Annotated in this window: 17 protein-coding genes; 8 read left to right on the forward strand and 9 right to left on the reverse strand. The window is 25.7% G+C overall.

The genetic code is table 4. The features are described from left to right. Window positions 1-4 precede the first annotated feature (4 nt). On the forward strand, window positions 5-1,042 hold the full coding sequence (locus EGN60_RS00570; RefSeq protein ID WP_124724167.1) for a hypothetical protein: 1,038 nt from the start codon (window positions 5-7) through the stop codon (window positions 1,040-1,042). A 143-nt stretch (window positions 1,043-1,185) separates the two neighbouring features. Here the strand turns inward: EGN60_RS00570 and EGN60_RS00575 are convergent, their stop codons facing one another. Genes EGN60_RS00575 through EGN60_RS00600 form a run of 7 tightly spaced genes read right to left on the reverse strand, consistent with a single transcriptional unit; the run spans window position 1,186 to window position 9,077 of the window. Further along, window positions 1,186-1,410: a YneF family protein gene (locus EGN60_RS00575; protein WP_124724168.1), complete on the reverse strand. Its 225-nt coding sequence runs from the start codon at window positions 1,408-1,410 to the stop codon at window positions 1,186-1,188. After that, window positions 1,410-2,306 (reverse strand): MSC_0882 family membrane protein, encoded by an 897-nt coding sequence (locus EGN60_RS00580; RefSeq protein WP_124724169.1) that lies wholly within the window; start codon window positions 2,304-2,306, stop codon window positions 1,410-1,412. The genes EGN60_RS00575 and EGN60_RS00580 overlap by 1 nt, the downstream gene beginning before the upstream one ends. Next, window positions 2,306-4,111 carry a translation elongation factor 4 gene (lepA, locus tag EGN60_RS00585; RefSeq protein WP_124724170.1) on the reverse strand — a complete coding sequence of 602 codons (1,806 nt, stop codon included), beginning with the start codon at window positions 4,109-4,111 and terminating at the stop codon, window positions 2,306-2,308. Before lepA ends, EGN60_RS00580 begins: the two co-directional genes overlap by 1 nt. Window positions 4,112-4,163: 52 nt before the next feature. Beyond that, on the reverse strand, window positions 4,164-5,915 hold the full coding sequence (locus EGN60_RS00590; protein ID WP_334198911.1) for an ABC transporter ATP-binding protein: 1,752 nt from the start codon (window positions 5,913-5,915) through the stop codon (window positions 4,164-4,166). Then, window positions 5,912-6,034, reverse strand: coding sequence for a hypothetical protein (locus EGN60_RS03610; RefSeq protein WP_281272061.1), 123 nt, complete (start codon window positions 6,032-6,034; stop codon window positions 5,912-5,914). The genes EGN60_RS00590 and EGN60_RS03610 overlap by 4 nt, the downstream gene beginning before the upstream one ends. After that, a complete protein-coding gene (locus EGN60_RS00595) occupies window positions 6,027-7,850 on the reverse strand; it encodes an ABC transporter ATP-binding protein (protein WP_124724171.1) in 1,824 nt (607 codons plus the stop codon). The genes EGN60_RS03610 and EGN60_RS00595 overlap by 8 nt, the downstream gene beginning before the upstream one ends. Before the next feature lie 42 nt (window positions 7,851-7,892). Further along, window positions 7,893-9,077: an acetate/propionate family kinase gene (locus EGN60_RS00600; protein WP_124724172.1), complete on the reverse strand. Its 1,185-nt coding sequence runs from the start codon at window positions 9,075-9,077 to the stop codon at window positions 7,893-7,895. Between the two features lie 127 nt (window positions 9,078-9,204). Between EGN60_RS00600 and EGN60_RS00605 the strand changes: the two genes are divergently transcribed. Beyond that, window positions 9,205-9,732: an NUDIX domain-containing protein gene (locus EGN60_RS00605; RefSeq protein ID WP_124724173.1), complete on the forward strand. Its 528-nt coding sequence runs from the start codon at window positions 9,205-9,207 to the stop codon at window positions 9,730-9,732. A 115-nt stretch (window positions 9,733-9,847) separates the two neighbouring features. After that, window positions 9,848-10,864, forward strand: coding sequence for a collagen-like domain-containing protein (locus EGN60_RS00610; RefSeq protein ID WP_124724174.1), 1,017 nt, complete (start codon window positions 9,848-9,850; stop codon window positions 10,862-10,864). 78 nt (window positions 10,865-10,942) lie between these two features. Here the strand turns inward: EGN60_RS00610 and whiA are convergent, their stop codons facing one another. Then, a complete protein-coding gene (gene whiA, locus EGN60_RS00615) occupies window positions 10,943-11,794 on the reverse strand; it encodes a DNA-binding protein WhiA (protein ID WP_124724175.1) in 852 nt (283 codons plus the stop codon). 43 nt (window positions 11,795-11,837) lie between these two features. Further along, entirely contained in the window at window positions 11,838-13,103 is a 1,266-nt protein-coding gene (serS, locus tag EGN60_RS00620; protein ID WP_124724176.1) for a serine--tRNA ligase, read from the reverse strand. A gap of 112 nt (window positions 13,104-13,215) precedes the next feature. Between serS and EGN60_RS00625 the strand changes: the two genes are divergently transcribed. The 5 genes from EGN60_RS00625 (at window position 13,216) to tilS (ending at window position 18,194) form a co-directional block, all read left to right on the forward strand. After that, window positions 13,216-13,404 (forward strand): class I SAM-dependent methyltransferase, encoded by a 189-nt coding sequence (locus EGN60_RS00625; protein WP_124724177.1) that lies wholly within the window; start codon window positions 13,216-13,218, stop codon window positions 13,402-13,404. Next, window positions 13,386-14,192, forward strand: coding sequence for a site-specific DNA-methyltransferase (locus tag EGN60_RS00630; protein WP_211324456.1), 807 nt, complete (start codon window positions 13,386-13,388; stop codon window positions 14,190-14,192). The genes EGN60_RS00625 and EGN60_RS00630 overlap by 19 nt, the downstream gene beginning before the upstream one ends. A 104-nt stretch (window positions 14,193-14,296) precedes the next feature. Next, window positions 14,297-16,579 carry an ATP-dependent DNA helicase gene (locus EGN60_RS00635; RefSeq protein WP_245979671.1) on the forward strand — a complete coding sequence of 761 codons (2,283 nt, stop codon included), beginning with the start codon at window positions 14,297-14,299 and terminating at the stop codon, window positions 16,577-16,579. A gap of 156 nt (window positions 16,580-16,735) precedes the next feature. Beyond that, the gene (gene pth, locus EGN60_RS00640; protein ID WP_124724179.1) at window positions 16,736-17,287 is read left to right on the forward strand and encodes an aminoacyl-tRNA hydrolase; all 552 of its coding nucleotides are present in this window, start codon (window positions 16,736-16,738) and stop codon (window positions 17,285-17,287) included. Beyond that, window positions 17,280-18,194: a tRNA lysidine(34) synthetase TilS gene (gene tilS / locus EGN60_RS00645; protein ID WP_124724180.1), complete on the forward strand. Its 915-nt coding sequence runs from the start codon at window positions 17,280-17,282 to the stop codon at window positions 18,192-18,194. The genes pth and tilS overlap by 8 nt, the downstream gene beginning before the upstream one ends. The last annotated feature ends 10 nt before the right edge of the window (window positions 18,195-18,204 follow it).

Consider the following 18,204-nt stretch of genomic DNA (forward strand, 5'->3'; position numbering starts at 1 on the left):
TTCTATGCAAAACGAAATAGTTTTAGATGGAGGTTCTTGAAATAATAATGATTCTGGATCATGATATAACCACAGTTATAATTTAGCAAAATTAAATAATTCATTAACTTATAGTTTTTCAGGTAACCAAATATTAGTTCAAGTAGTTAAAAGTGTAAATGGTGGTAAAGCTGATGTTTATATTGATGATAATAAAGTTAGTCAAATAGATTTTAGCCAAAGCGCAAGTAGAACTCCTAGATTAATAGCTTTTAGCAGTGATTTATTAGATTCAAACAAAAAGCACACTTTAAAAATTGTTACAACAGAACCAGGTGAAAACAGTATAGATAGATTAATTGTTTTAAATAGAGATAATAGCTTTATCACTGAAACTTATGCTGATAGTGCTTCTATTATAAAAACAGGTAATCAAATTAAAACTGATAGAGCTATAACATTAAAAAATGAAAATGAAAAATTTTCATATTCATTTACAGGAACAAATGTTAGTGTATTTTTTAAAAGAGATAAATCATCTGGTATAGCTGATATTTATTTAGATAATAAATTAGTTAAAACTATTGATTTATATTTAATTGATTATTGACAAAATAGTTGATCAATTAGAAATAATGATTTATTAGGTTTTGAAGCTTGAGGTTTACAAAATACACAACATACTCTTGAAATAAGAGTTAAACATCAAAAAAATGAAAAAGCTTTAGATACTAATGTTACTTTAAATAGAATTGTAACTTTAAATGATTCTATGTTGCCTAAAGCAGTTATTATTAGCTCAACTAAACATTATTTAAAAAATGAAGAGTTAAATAATTATTTAATTCCTTTAACTTTGCAAGCTAAATATTTAAATTTAGATAATGCTATTGTTAGATATAAGCTTCCTGATAAACTAACATTAGTAAATAATAGTTTTGTTTTGGCTTCAGATTATGGTACATATCCTATTGAAGCAGATATTATCATTGATAATCAAACTTATAAAGCAAAAGGTATCATTAATGTTTTACCTTTTGAAAATGTTGAAAATAGTAATTAAAAATTCCTCTATACATTTTTACAGTCTATTACTTTTTAACATTAATAATTTTATGTGTAAACTATTTTTTAGTTTCAGCTATGAAGTGAATTCATAGCTGTTTTTTTATAAAATAAAAACCAGAATTAATCTGGTTTAAATTATTATTTAGCATTTTTCATTGACTTCATGACTGATCTAATTTGTGCTTCTGAAGCTTTACGTCCCATTTGTTGAAACATTACTCTAATCATTTTTTCAGAAATAGGTGGGTTTTCTTTTAGTTGTTTTTTGAATTTCTTTTGAGCAATGTAAATTCCTAAAACACCACCAATAATTAAAGTAACAATAGGTAATATTACTAATAATACTATTGCATAAGTTGGCATTATTTTCCTCCTCTTAAAACGGTTTTTCTTAAAATAATATAAACAATAATTGGAATAACTAAAATTAATAAAATTGATAAAAAGAAATATTTAACACATCTTCTATTAGCTTCTGATCTTTTTTCAGCTACTTCTGAGTAATTCATAATAGCATCGCCAAAGAATGATTGGATATCAATAATTCTTTTCTTTCTAAATATAGCATTAATAATAAATATTACTAAAACCCCAGCCATTATTCCACATAGAATATAAATAATTAAATTTGGATCTTTAAAAGTTTCATGAATTCATTTTTTAAAATCTAATTTACCAAATGTTCTATCTTTTAAAGCTCATAAAACTAAAGTAAAGATACCTACATAAAATAAAAATCCAATAACTAATCAAGTGTAATATACTTGACGTAAAACTAATTTACGATATAAAAGAGTTATAAATGGAGGTGTTACAGAAGAACCCATTCTTAGATTGTCTCGATACATCGAAACACTCTTTTTAATACCAGAAAGTTCTAAGCTTTGAGAAACAAAGTATACTGATGATATTAATAAAAATATTACAGGAATAACATATCATCCTCAAGGTGCTTTTTTAATTTCTGAAGAAAATAGATATGGTCTTAAAGCTAATAAAGCAATTACAATTCCTGCTGATAAAGCAACCAAGAATGCAATTAAAATCATTGTTGTTTTATTTCTCATTTCATGAGAGAAAACTTTATAAATGCTGTTAGGAATAATACCTTGTGGATCTGAAGTTATTTTAGAGGTTAATTGTTTATTTTTTACTTCATTTTCATAAACGTGATTTGTATATGTAGCTGTTGGAATGTTTGGATTTCTAAAATTTGGATTATTCGGGTTTTGATTATTCATATCAGGTCTCAAACTCATTATTTATCTCCTTTTTTAGATGTATCGGTTTTTAAAATAGCTAAAAATGCTTCTTGTGGAACTTCAACTGTTCCTATTTGTTTCATTCTTTTCTTACCTGCTTTTTGTTTATTTAGAAGTTTTTGACGTCTTGTAACATCTCCTCCATAAAGTTTAGCAGTAACATCTTTTCTATATGCCTTAATTGTTTCTCTTGCTATAATTTTACCACCAATTGCGGCTTGAACTGGAATTTCAAAGTTTTGTCTTGGAACAACTTCTTTTAATTTCTCAGTTAACTCACGACTTTTTGAATAAGCTGAGTCTCTGTGAACTATCATAGCTAGAGCATCAATTTTTTCACCATTTAGCATAATATCGACTTTTACTAAATCACTTTCTCTTAAGCCAATATATTCATAATCAAATGAAGCATAACCTCTTGAATAACTTTTCATTAAATCAAAAAAGTCAAAAATTATTTCATTTAATGGAAGTTCATAAACTAATTTTCTTCTTGTTTTATCTAGATATTCAATGTCTATATATTTTCCTCTTTTATTTTGACATAGTTCCATAATTGAACCTAAATATTCTTCAACTAACATAATATTAGCCTTGATATAAGGTTCTTCTATTTTTTTAATTAAAGTTCTATCAGGAAATAAAGATGGGTTTGTAATAGACATTGACTCATTATTTGTTAAAGTAACAACGAATTCTACAGAAGGTGCAGTTGCAATAATGTCTAATTTAAATTCTCTTTCTAATCTTTCTTGTAATATGTCCATGTGAAGTAAACCAAGAAAACCAATTCTAAAGCCAAAACCTAGTGCTTTTGAGGTTTCTGGTTCTCAAACTATTGAAGAATCTGAAAGAGAAATTTTTTCTAAAGCATCTTTTAAATCATTATAATCTCTAGTATCAACTGGATAAAATCCTGTATAAACTACTGGTTTTAGTTTTTTATATCCAGGAAGTGGTTGAGATACTTTATTATTAGCTAAAGTTATAGTATCTCCAACATGAACATCATGTACATCTCTAATAGATGCTGCAATTCAACCAACTTCGCCAGCCTCTAATGATTCTTTTTTAGTTTCAGAAGGATTTTTAATTCCTAGTTCAGTGACTAAATATTTTTTTTGCGATTGCATAAAATATATTTCGTCGCCGACACTTACTTTACCATTAAAAAGCCTAGTGTAAATTACAACTCCTCTATAATTATCAAAATAACTATCAAATATCAAAGCTTCTAATGGTTTATTTATATCAGCTTCTTTTGGAGCTGGTATTCTTGAAATAATTGCTTCAATGACTTGATCTATATTTAAACCTGTTTTTGCAGATATACAAATACTATTTGAAGCATCTATTCCAATAATATCTTCAATTTCTTGTTTAACTCTTTCAACATCAGCACTTATTAAATCGATTTTATTGATAATGGGAATTATCTCTAAATTGTTTTCAATAGCTAAATAAACATTTGCTAGTGTTTGAGCTTGAATTCCTTGAGTTGCATCTACTAATAATAAAGCACCTTCACAAGCTGCTAAACTTCGACTGACTTCATAAGTAAAATCGACATGTCCTGGTGTATCTATTAAATGAAAAACATAATCTTTATATTTAATTTGAACAGCATTTAATTTGATTGTTATCCCTCTTTCTTGTTCAAGTTCCATTGAATCAAGAATTTGGGCTTTAGCTTCTCTAGCTGATACAGTATTTGTGAATTCTAAAATACGGTCTGCTAAAGTGCTCTTACCGTGATCAATATGGGCTATAATTGCAAAATTTCTTATTTTTGGATTAGTCATATTATTATTTATTTTACTCTAAAATTAAGTATTTTTTATATTCTTGAATATCTTATGCATCTTCATCAAATGATGAGTTATATAGTTTTGCATAAAATTGATTTAATTTTAATAATTCGGCGTGAGTTCCACGTTCGATTATTTCACCATCTTTAATAACTAAGATTTGATCAGCATTAACTATTGTTGAAAGTCTATGAGCTATAACAAAACTTGTTTTGCCTTTCATTAATTCAAGCATAGCAGCTTGAATTAATTTTTCAGTTCTAGTATCAACATTTGAAGTTGCTTCATCTAAAATCAAAATGTTTTTATTAGCTATTATTGCTCTTGTAATAGCTAACAATTGTCTTTCACCTTGTGAGAAGTTTTCACCACCTTCTTCAACTATTTCATTATATCCATTTTGTAGTTGTTGAATAAAATCATCAGCGCTTGAAATTCTTGCTGCTTTTTGAATTTCTTCATCAGTCGCATTTGGATTTGCATAACGTAAGTTTTCTAAAATAGTTGTTTTAAATAAAAATGTATCTTGTAAAACTATTGAAATATGGTTTCTTCAAGATTTTTCATTTATTTCAGTAGATGAGTGATTATCTATTAATACTTGACCTTTGTTTGGTAAATAGAATTTTGATAATAAATTAATGATTGTAGTTTTACCTGCTCCAGTAGGGCCTACTATTGCAAATACTTGACCTTTGTTTGCTTTAAAGTTAGCATTTTTAAGTTGTAATGTATCAGATGATTTATTATATGAAAAGTCAACGTTTTTAAATTCAACTTCTCCTGAAACACTATCTATTGTTTTTAATAAATCTTCATTTACTTCAGGTTTTAAATTAATTAATCTAATAACTCTTGAAGCTGAAACTGATGCTATTTGCATTGCATTAATGTTTTCAAAAGTTCTAATAATTTGGTTTGACATAATTCTTACATAAATAATAAATGAGATTATGATACCAGCTTGGAATTTTTTACCTGAACCTGTTCCAATATTATTAAATGCGAATACAAAGGCAAATGCTACTGTTAATAGTTGTAAAATGTTTGAAATTGCATTTCCGTAAGGATAAATTAAACCTGAATATAGATTACCTTTAAATGATGATTTAAATAATTTTTGATTTTTAATTTCAAATTCTTTATTAATAACTTCTTGTCTTTGATATGAATTAATTAAATGGTGAGCTGACAGGTTTTCTTCAATAAAACCATTTAATGTAGCAATTCTTTTTTGTGTTTTAGCAAATTGTGGAGTTGCTTTTTTCATTAAAAAGTAAGCTACTATTAATGAACCAAAGAAAAATGAAATTGTAATGATTGTTAAATAACTTGAATAATAAAGCATAAATGCTAAAGAAGTTAATGTTGTAGCAACTGATGAAATAATTGCGTTTAAACTTCCATTTAGTCCACTTGTAATGTTTTCAATATCATTTGATAATATAGACATTAATTCACCATTGTTAATTGAATCAAAAAATGATATTGGCATTTTCATTATTGCTTTATATGCATCAAGCCGCATTATTTTGGCTGTTAGCATAGCCGATTTAATTGTTAGTTGGGTTGAAATATATGAAAATAGTAATTGAAGTAAGTATAAAAAGATAATTAAACCAAAAAAGCCCCCAAATTTTAACATATCAAAATTATTGTTTAAAAAGTCTTTTGTTAAAAATGTGTCTGTAAAATATCCTAAACCAAATACCCCAGCGGTTAATGAAAATGAAGCTAGGAATGTTGTTACTATTATTCAAAAAACAGTTCCTTTTTTGGCATTTAAATATTTAATTAATTGATGAAAACTTTCTTTTTTAACTTGTCTTTCTTTTTTCTATAAGCCTTTTTTTCGGCTTTAGACATGTTTTTATATTTAATTTCTGTTTTAAGAGGGTCTATATAATTGTTACTCATTTTCTCCTCCTAATTGACTTAAGGCTATTTCTTTATATAATTTATTGCTCTTCATTAATTGTTCATGTGTACCTTGACCAATAATTCTTCCATGTTCTAAAACCAAAATGTTATCGGCATCAATAATTGAAGATATTTTTTGAGCAATTATAATAGTTGCTAAAGGTGAGTTTGCAAATTTTTCTTTTATATTATGTCTAACTAAAGCTTCAGTTTTAGCATCTAAAGCAGAAGTCGAGTCATCTAAAATTAAAATTTTTGGATTTCTAATTAAACCTTGAGCAATTGAAAGTCTTTGTTTTTGACCACCTGATAGATTGTTTGCTTTTTGTTCTAGTCTGTGTTCAAATTTGTTTTTAAATCTATTAATATATTCAAAAGCACATGAAGCTTTAGCTGCGTCAATAATATCTTGCTCACTAGCTTCTGGATTTGCTAATAATAAATTAGATTTAATTGTTCCACTTAATAAAGCAGGTTTTTGATAAACATGAGAAATAGCATTTCTTAATGAAAGTGTATCAATTTCAGTTATGTTATTTCCGTCGATCTTTATAAAACCATGACTTGTTTTAAAATCTAAGCTTGCTAATTTTGCAATTGTTGATTTTCCTGAACCTGTTGGACCTATAATTCCTAAAGTTTGTCCTGGTTTTAAAGTAAATGAAATGTCTTCTAAAACATTTCTTTCTGAACTTTCATGATATCTAAAAGTAACATGATCAAATTCTAAAACACCATTTGTAATTTTTTTATCTGATTTAATAAATTCAATATCACCTTTTTTATCTAAAATTTCTGAAATTCTTTTAGTTGAAACATAAGCTCTAGCCATAGTAAAGGCAACAAATGAAGACATGACAACACCAATTGTTATAAACATTACATAGTTAGTAAATGTTGTTCCATTTGAAATTGCTTTTTGAAATAATATTGTGTCATTTATATTTCTTGAAGTTAAACCAACTACAAAGAAAATAGAAATTGAAGATATATTAGTTATTAAATTAATAAAGTTAAATGTTAAGTTAAATGAGAATCAAGATTTTTTAGCAACATTATGTCAATTATTATTTGCATTGTCAAATTTCTTTAATTGAATTTCTTCTAAGTTATATGATTTTATAACTTTAGAACCCATAACGTTTTCTCTTGATTGATTATTTATTTCATCATATGCTTTTTGTTCTTTTTTAAATAAAGGTCCTATTATAATACCTGAAATCATCATTGTTGCTGATAATAATGGAATCATAACAGAAAATACTAATGATAAATTAAGGTCGGTTAATAAACCAAATATTAAACCTAATGCTAAATATGAAGGACCTATTATCATAGTTCTAATAAATGATGCAATACCAACTTGAATTCTTGAAATATCAATTGTAAAGCATGTAATTATTCTCGCATGTGTAAAAGTATCTATGTCTTTTTGAGATAAAGTACCTAAATGTCTTCATAATCTGTTTCTTACATCTTTTGCTCCTGCATTTGAAATATAAGATGAAAAATATGAAGATATAAAACCAGCTATTGTTCCAATTAATAAAAAGCTTATAAAATAAATAAGAATTTTAATTATTGCATCATTAGCATTTTTAAATACTAAATCTATTCTTAAAATTGTTATTACTCTTTGAGTATTAGCAAATGCTGCATAATTTGGTTGAGTTTTTTCGACAATTAAACCAACAAGTTGACCAATAAAGTTTGGAACAACTAAAAAAGCAGCGACTTGTAAAACTGTAAAAACAACAGCAATAGCAGTTAATCACTTGAATTTTGCTGATAAATATTTAAATATTCTAAACACTTTTTCTCCTTTCTAAATTTTCATTATATAAAACAAAAAGTCTTATTTAAGACCTTTTGCTTGAGTGGCAATGTAAAGTTCTTCTTCTGCTCTAATAACAAAAACTTTAGTTGCACTGTCATCAGTGCTTATTTGTTTATAATCTCCAAAGTTACGGTTAGCGTTTGCTTTTTCGTCAATTTTAATATCTAGTAATTTAATTTGTTTTAAAACTTCTGCTCTTACATAGTCATCGTTTTCACCAACGCCAGCAGTGAAAACTAAAGCATCAACATGACCTAAACGGTTAATGTAAGTTATTAAATAATCAACAATTCTTCTTATATATAAATCTAATGCAAATTTAGCTTGTTCATTTTCTTTAACAACTTCATGAATATCTCTTATATCTGAAGATAGTAAACTAACTCCTAATAATCCAGATTTTTCATTCAACATTTTCATAACTTCTTCAATAGTCATGTTTTTGTTTTTCATTATATAAGCAATTATTGAAGGATCAATATCTCCTGATCTTGTTCCCATCATAATTCCAGCTAATGGAGTAAAGCCCATTGATGTATCAATTGATTGACTATTTTCAATAGCACATAAACTTGCACCATTTCCAATATGTAAACTTACTATATTAATTCCTTTTTTATTTAATATTTCTTCAGCTTTTAAAGTTACATAGTGATGATTTAAACCATGAAAACCATATTTTCTAATGTTTAATTCTTTAGTTATTTCATAATTAATAGGATATGTATAAGCTACTTTTGGTAATGTTTTGTGAAAAGCTGTATCAAAATGCATTGACATTTTAGCATGTGGAAGCATTTCTCTAAATGCTAAAATCGCTTCTAAAGCACCTGGGTTATGAACTGGTGCTAAATCTAAAACTGATCTTAGATTTTCAATTGTTTCATCTGTAACAATTGTAGTGTCTTGCATTTTAACACCACCATTAACAACTCTAAACGCTACTTGGTCTATTTCTTTAAAATCTGAAATAATATTTTTTTCTTTTCATAAGTTTACTAATTGTTTAACGGTTTCTAAAAAAGAAGGTAATTCTAATTCAACTGAATATTTTTCAGCTTTATAATATAAATTTAATCTTCCTTTTCCATTAGCTACTTTAATTCTTTCTGCTAACCCTTTAGCTTCAACTTCAAATGAAGCTGAAAACAGTGTTCATTTAATTGAGCTTGAACCTGCATTAATTACTAAGATTTTTGACATCTCCACTCCTTATTGTTTTTTAATATTTTTATTATATCATAATTACACTTTTAAATCTATTTTACTAATATTAAAAAAATTAATAAAAAAGATTAAAATATTAAAGGTTTAAAAGTGAGGATATATTATGACATCAAAAAAATACATAACTTTGCATAAAACTGAACAAGGTTTAGTTTATGCACAAAGAGCAGGAAAAAATTCTATAGCTGCGCTTTGCTATAGAATTAATGAAAATAATGAAAAAGAGTTTTTAATTCACTATCAAATATTAATAGGTATAAAAGAAAATCAAAATTGAAATGATCAATTTCCATGCCCTATAACTGGAAGTTTAGATCATGAAAATGAAGATACAGTAGACACTGCTATTAGAGAAGTAGCTGAAGAAGGTGGTTTTATTGTTAATAAAAATAATTTAAAAATATCTTCTTCATATTTTTCAAGTACACAATTAAATGAAATTGTTTATTGTTATATTTTTGATGTAACTAATTTAAAAGAAAATATTCCAAGCACTGATGGTTCATTTTATGAACAACTTTCATATAATAAATGATTAAAAGAAGCTGAATTAATAGAACTATTAAAAAATGGTCCACACCTTGCTTCTTTAAGCTTTTGTTATAACTTAACAAAAGAAATAAAAAACTAAAAAAATCCTTAATTTAAGAATAAAAATTGCTTTTTTCAATCTTTCGGCAATGAAAAAAGCCATTTTTTTTTTTTTTTGTAAACTAAAAAATTATTAAAAAATAAGGATTGAGAAAATGACAAAAACATCAAAATTGCTAATAACAGTAGGGACAGTTGCACCTTTAGCAATAACAACTGCTTTAGTTGCATTGCCTTTAAAAGAACATAAGAATAACCAAAGGCAACTAAGATTAGAAAAAGAAAAAAATCATAGATTAAGAGAAATGTTAGCAGCTGATGCACCTGCTGTATCTAATAATAATTCTGATTTATCTGATAGCACAAGCTTCAATTTAAATGATTTATCAAAAGAAGATTTAGAGAAATTAAAAGGACCTAAAGGAGATAGAGGCCCGGCCGGAGCACCTGGTGCCCAAGGGCCTGCGGGTAGAGATGGAGCCCAAGGACAAAGAGGACCGGCTGGAGCAACAGGACCTCAAGGGCCAAGAGGACCACAAGGAGACAGAGGACCTGCAGGTGCTCCCGGGCCTGCAGGAAGAGATGGTGCAGCCGGTCCTGCTGGTGCAAGAGGTGAAAGAGGAGACACTGGACCAGTGGGTCCTATGGGTCCTGCTGGAGCTGTTGGACCAAAAGGTCCTAAAGGCGATACTGGACCTAAAGGTGAACGTGGAGACGTGGGACCTGCTGGACCAATGGGCCCGGCAGGAAAAAGTTTCAAAAGAACAGATTTATTTGTCGCAAACCGTATTAGTGATAAAAATTTGAGAAACGTGATTTTAAGAGGGCATAAGGCACCATTTACTTCTACTATTAACTATGGTGATCTTGTTTATATGGATCTAAAACTTATTTGGTTAGTAAGTGGTACATATTATGAAGTAAGATTGGTAACATTTTTAAATACTACAACCGATATGAATAGCGAATACAATATTCCAATACAAGGATTAGAAAATGACCAAGTTAGAGCAAAAAGACCAGTCGATGGTTATATCACGTTAAAAATTGAGAATAATGGATTGACAATATCAAGCATTATTCTAAATCAACCAAAGGTTGCTAGATCATATAGAGAACCAGACCCAAGCATCAACACTGCAAGCCTTAAAATTTTTAAATACACAGTATAATTATTTTAAAAAACACAACATTCTAAAGTTGTGTTTTTTTATTAAATAAAAAAATTAAAGAAACACTTAAAAGTTTCTTTAATTTTCGTGATTAAATTTTTGATAAACCTTTTTAAGTTTAATTAAAGCATTGTTTAATGAAGATCTACTTTTATTAATATTTTTTGTTTTTAAAATACTGCTAAGTTCTTCTAAACTTGCATCTAAATTATTAGCTTTGAGTTTAAAAAAAGCTAATTCGTTTTTACTAAATTCATTTTTTAATAAAGCTAAATTTTTTTCTAAAAATTGATAGGCATTAATAAACAGCACATTTGCATTTGCGATTCTTTTTTGATTATACATATCAAAGTTAGTTATTCTATTAATGTTATTATAATAATCTTTTCTTATCTTACTTTCTTCTAGTAAATAATAACTTTCAATAGTTTCAATTGCTTTTAAAAAATCACATATTTGTTCTATTTTTTTAATATAAATAAAATATCTATTAGATCTTTTTAATAATTTAAAATCAAAGCCATAATGAGACAGTATTTCAATTGCAGCTTTAGCATTTTTTTCTAAGCTAAATTTCATTTCTAAATGATTTGAAGAACTCTTCAAATCATTAATTGACCCGCTAACTAAAAAGATACCCCCAAAATAATCTCTTTCTTTTTTTAAATTTTCATTTTTAAAATTGTCTAAATTTATTTCTAAGACATTTTTTTTAACTTTTGAATATTCTAAATTAAATAAATCAAGCAAAATAGAAATAAAATCAAAGATTTCTTTATTTAATAAAGTAATTTTGATTTTATTATTTTCGTTTTGAAAAGAATCAAAAATACCGCTTAATAAATTAAGCATTTGTTTTTTGTTTAATTGTTTAGCCATTATTTCTTTTTTAATTTGTAAGCTAAACGATAACTTTTCTTTGTTTTCCATTCTTTAATTATATAAAAAATAAAAACTCATAGTTACGAGTTTTTTATTGTATTTTTTCTTTATTTAGATATTTAACTAAAACTTTAGGAACAGTAATACTTCCATCTTCATTTTGATAGTTTTCTAAAATAGCAGCCATAACTCTATCAATAGCTAAACCTGAACCATTAATTGTATATGCGTATTTAATTTTATTATTTTCATCACGATATCTGATTTTTGCTCTTCTTGCTTGAAAATCTTTATATATAGAAATAGAAGAAGTTTCACGATATCTTTTTTCAGAAGGAAGTCATAATTCTAAATCTATAGTTTTAGCTGAACCAAAACCCATATCTCCAGAACATAATAAAAGTTCACGATAAGGAATTTCTAAAAGTTCAAGAATACTCTTAGCATCGTCTACTGTTTTTTGTCATTCTTTTAAAGCGTCTTCTTCTTTAACAAACTTAACTAATTCAACTTTATGAAACTCATGTTGTCTAATTAAACCTCTTGTGTCTTTTCCACCGCTTCCAGCTTCTGATCTAAAACATTTTGTATAAGCAACATATTTAATTGGTTTATCTAAGTTTAAAATTTCATCATAATGATAGTTTGTAACAGGAACTTCAGCTGTTGGAATTAATCAAAGATCTTCATTTTCAATTTTAAATAGATCTTCAGCAAACTTTGGAAGTTGCCCTGTTCCATAAAGCATATCTGAATTAACTAAGTGAGCTGGCATAATTTCTTTATATCCATTTGCTATATGAGTATCTAACATAAAATTAGCTAATGCTCTAACTAATTTTGCTCCGTCATTTTTATATAATACAAATCTTGTTTTTGCTAGTTTTACAGCTCTAACAAAATCAACCAAATCTAAATCAGCTGCAATTTCATAATGAGCTTTTTTAACTTCAACTAAACCTCTACCTAATGTATTGTGTTCTTTAAGAGTTATATTATCATTTTCATCAACTCCATATGGAACATCTTCATAAGGCATATTAGGAACTAATAATAAAAGTTTATTAACTTCATTAATTAAATCATTTGTTTGTTTTTCTATATTATCTATTTCTTCTTTTACTAAAGCAACTTCTTTAAAAAGTTCTTCACAATCTTCTTTATTTCTTTTTTTAATACCTATTGTTTCAGAAATTTCATTTCTTTTAGCTTGCTTTTGTGAAAGGGTATAAATTAAATCATTTCTTTTTTTACCTTTAGCTATAATTTCATCAATTACAGCTAAATCAAAACTACGTTTTTGTAAAGCTTCTTTTACTTGCTTTTCATTATTTAGAATATATTTTAAATCAATCATTTTAACTTCTCTTTTCTATTAATATTATTTTAATTGTTTTTTTAGTTTTTATCTTAAAAAACTTTTGAATCTAAAAACTAAATTAAAAATATTAATTTATAATAATTATTATATGTATGATAAAGATGGAATAACTTTTTTTAACGAAGATTATTTAGAATGTCTTAAAAAAATAGAAAATGAAAGTGTTGACTTTATTTGCATTGATCCACCTTACGGAAAAATCAATGGAATGATTTTATCAGGGCAAAAGAAAAAAGTATCTTGAGATACTAAAATAGATTGAAAACAAATGTTTTAGAATTTAATAGAATTATAAAAAAAGGTAAAACAATAGTTGTATTTGGACAACAACCTACTTATAGTGAAATGATTTTATCAAATTTAAAAGATTTTAAATATGAACTAATTTGACAAAAAAATAATGCAGCTCAAGGTTTTCATGCTGACAAAATGCCTTTAATTTATACTGAAAACATTGCGGTGTTTATTCACAACGAAAATAAAGAAAATAAAAGAACTTTTAACAACATTGCAAATGAAACAGAAATTAATAAAGAAGAACATTTTTGTCGTTGATATGCTCAACAACTTTTTAAATTTACAAATCTAAAGAGAAGAAAAATTCATGAAATAATGAAACATAGAAAATTAGAATTTTTCTTTTGTTTCACTTCAAAACATTTTGGTTTATTAAGCGAAAGTTTATATAATGATTTAATTGAAAAATTTGATATTAGAAAATTTGAACACTTTTTAGAATATAAAGAACTAAAGAAAAAATGAGATGAAGAAAAAAATATAACTAAAGGCATAAAACTAGATGCTTTTGAATATTCTAAGACTTTAAATAACATTTTAGTAGTTAATAAAGAAACAAATTATTTTCATCCTACTCAAAAACCCGTTGAATTAATGAAAAAACTTATAAGTATGTATACAAATGAAAATGACATAGTTTTAGATTGTTTTTTAGGTGCTGGTTCAACTGCAATTGCTGCTAAACAATTAAAAAAAAGATTCATAGGTTCAGAACTTGATAAAGAATTTTATGAATTAGCTATAAAAAGAATTGAATTAGAAATCTAAAGATAATAGTAAAACTATTATTTTTTTTCAACTTTTTTAAAAAATTTATTGACACAAATTTTAGTAATTCAAAACCTTAAAATATGTTAAAATATATTTTAATTATGGCAAAAGAAAAAGAAGCATTAAAACCAAGTATTATAAAAGGTACTGTTCAAAGAATACTATGATCAAGTGACGACACAAGTGTCGTTATTTGTGTTTTTAAAGTTACAGTAAATGATCCTATAAATACAATTAATTTAAACCGTGATAACACTATATCATTAGTTTTTAAAGACGATTTATATAGATATTCAGATGTTCAAATGGATGGAAGAGAATATGGTTTTTCAGTTATATTAAATCAAAGAACAAGATATGCAAATAGTTATATAGCTAAAAGTAAAATTGATGTTAATGATAGAAAAGAATTTGAAGTAGCTTATATAGTTAAGATTTTAAAATCATCTAATTTTCCAGGAATAGGTGAAGAAAAAGCTAAATGAATAGTTAAAGATTTAGGTACTAATGCTTTAAAAAGAATGGTTGAAGAAAATATTGACTATACAAAATATAAACTTTCAGAAGAAAATTGAAATGAAGCAATTAACTTCTTAAAAAATAATCCTCAACTTATAAAAGATCAAATGACTTTTTTAAAACTTAATTTATCAACTTCTTTATATGAATTAATTAAAAAGAAAATAAGAAAAAAACACTTTGATTCTTTTGATGAATTTATTGAAAAATATAAAGACAACTTTTATTTATTTTATTTAGAAGATGAAGATGTGAGACTAGAGGATATGGATAAGCTTTCATTAAATTATTCAGAATATAAAAATGAACATCCATTCAAACCTGCAACTCATATTTATAAAGCTCTATATGATTATTTTTATAATACAGGACATACAAGAATTAGATCTGATAAAGTTTATGAAGAACTTTTAATAAATGCAAATAAAGATTTAGAATGACCTAGAGAAATAAAGCAATTTAATCAAGCTATTAAATTACTTTTAGAATCTGAATATTTACAAGCTTTTAATTATGAAGATGGTATTTATTACAGTACTAAAAAAATTCTTGACATGGAAGAATACATAGTTAAAAGATTACAAGAAATTTCAACTTATAAAGTTCCTAAACAAACTGTTTCTTTTTCACATCATATTCATTTTGATAAAAAACAAAAAGAAGCAATTGAAGCTGCCATAAATGAAAATTTAGTTTTAATAACTGGTTATCCTGGAACAGGAAAAACTTTAATTACTAATAAAATAATTGAAGACTTAAAAAATCAATATGGCGTGGAAAATTTAGCAATAGTTACTCCTACTGGAAGAGCTACAATAAATTTAAATAATTATGAAGATAAAATTATTGCATCAACAATTCATAGCTTTTTAGAATTTGATCCAGATAATCAATCATTTAATGTTAATGAAAGAAATAAAAAGAGTATTGATTGCTTAATCATTGATGAGTTTTCAATGGTTAGCTTGGATTTATTTTATTCACTTTTAATAGGTTTAAAATCACCTAATCTTAAAAAAATAATTTTAGTAGGTGATAAAGACCAACTTCCAGCTATAGGACCTGGTTATTTAATAAGAGATTTTATTGAAGGTAATTTATTAAAAATTATTAAACTAGAGCATGTTTATAGACAGGCTGAAAACTATGACATAATAGCTGATTCTTTAATGGTTAATGAAGGTAAAATGCCTTTATTTAAAGGAAAACAATCAAGATTTATTCAAAGTCATGGAAACGATTTAAAAGATCAAGTATTAAAACAACTTAAGCTTTTATTAGATGAAGGTTATAGTAAACATGACATTGCTATATTAAGCCCCGTTTATAAATATGATGCAGGAATTGATAATATAAATCAAGAGCTATTAAACTTTTATCGTGAAAAAGAAAATGCTGTAATTGAAAAAATTAATACAAGAACTTTAGCGCTAGATGATAAAGTAATTAATACAGTAAATGATTCAAGAGGCCGTGTTTTTAATGGAGAAATAGGTTATATATCTCATATTACTTTTGATTCAAAAAAAGATCCAAAACACATTTCACACGTTGCTATAGATTTTGAAAATGATAAAAAAACTGTTACTTTTAATAGATCTGATTTTGTAAATGCAATTGAACCAGCTTACTGTACAAGTGTTCATAAATATCAAGGTTCAGAAGCCAAAATAGTTTTAGTAATTTTGTTTACTGAAGCTCAAAAACTTTTAACCAAAAAATTAATTTATACAGCAATTACAAGAGCAAAAAAATTATGTATAGTTATAGGTGAAAAAGAAGCTCTAGAAATGGGCTTAGCTAGCGATGTTGATTCAAATCGTTTAACTAACATTCAATGAATTAAAAATAAACTAAATAATTAATATGATTGAGCAAACGTTAAAGCGTTTGCTAATTTATTAAAATAGCTCAGTTTTCTTAAATTTTTCTTAAGATTTTCTCTAATTTTTCACAAATTTAAAAAACTGGCTAAAAAAGTAATTAAATTATAAATATATAGAAAATAAAAGGACGAGGTTATGAAATTAATTGTAGGTTTAGGAAATCCAGGAGCTGAATATCAAAAAACAAGACACAATGTTGGTTTTGAAATTATTGATAGAATCTCTGAAAAATTGAAAGCTCCATTAACAGAAAAGAAATTTAATGGTATTTTTTATAAAGAAAAAGATTTTATTTTAGCAAAACCTTTAACTTATATGAACTTAAGTGGAGATTTTGTTAGAGCTTTAGTTGATTATTATGATATTGCAATAAATGACATCATTATTGTTTATGATGATATGGATTTATTATTAGGCAAAGTTGTAATAAAACAAAAAGGTTCATCAGGTGGACAAAAAGGAATGAAGGATATCATTAATAAATTAGGCACAAATGAAATTAAAAGACTTAAAGTTGGCATAGGCAGAGGACAAGATGCTACAAGCCATGTGTTGGGCAAATTTGATGCACAAGAAGCATCAATAATGAATCAAGTTTTTGAATACTCAGCTGAAGCTTTAATTTCTTTTATTAGTAACGACATTCGTTTTGTAATGAATAAATACACTGGTAAAATTTATGACTAATCGAATTTTAGAATTATTAAAAAATTTAAATATAGATAAAAAAACTCCTATTTTAATTGGAAATAGTGGAGGCCCTGATTCCATGTTTTTATCTTATATTTTAAAAGACTATAATCTTATTTTAGTTCACGTAAACTATCATAAAAGAAAAACAAGTGATTATGATCAAAGCTTAGTTTATGAATTTGCAAAAAAAATTAATAAACATTTTGAAGTTTTAGAAATTAAACATTCAGAAAAACAATCTGGTAATTTTCAAGCTATTGCTAGAGAAGAAAGATATGATTTTTATAAACAAATGGCTAAAAAATACAATACTAACATTTTATTTTTAGCACATCATAAAGACGATTTTTTAGAAACTGCAATAATGCAAGAAAATTCAAAAAGAATGCCTGAATATTGAGGAATTAAAAAAGAAAATCAAATTGACAATTTATTAATTTATAGACCTTTATTAGATTATTTTTGAAAAGATGAAATCAAAAATTATATGTTAGAAAATAATTATGAATTTGCAATTGATTATACAAACGATTTACCTGAATATACAAGAAATAAAATAAGACTTGAACTTAAAAAAATATCAGTAGATAAAAAGCAATTATTGTTTGATGAATATAACACAAAAAATGTTGAAAAACTAAAACAAACAAAAGAAATTAAAGAACTTTATGATAATTGAAAAAACCAAGATTTTGACTGTGATTTTTTAAAAAAACAGGTACTTAAAAAAGAATTAGTTTTTTATTTAATACATAATAATTTTAAAAATATTAAACTATCTAAAAATAAATTAGAAAACATAATTTTGTTTTTAGAATCTAAAAATAGAACCTCAAAATACAAGCTAGCTGATGATATCTTTTTATATAAACAAAAAAATATGATAAAATATTCAATATAATTTGCTTAAA

The organism is Mycoplasma struthionis (genome assembly GCF_003855455.1).
Lineage (GTDB): Bacteria > Bacillota_I > Bacilli_A > Mycoplasmatales > Metamycoplasmataceae > Metamycoplasma > Metamycoplasma struthionis.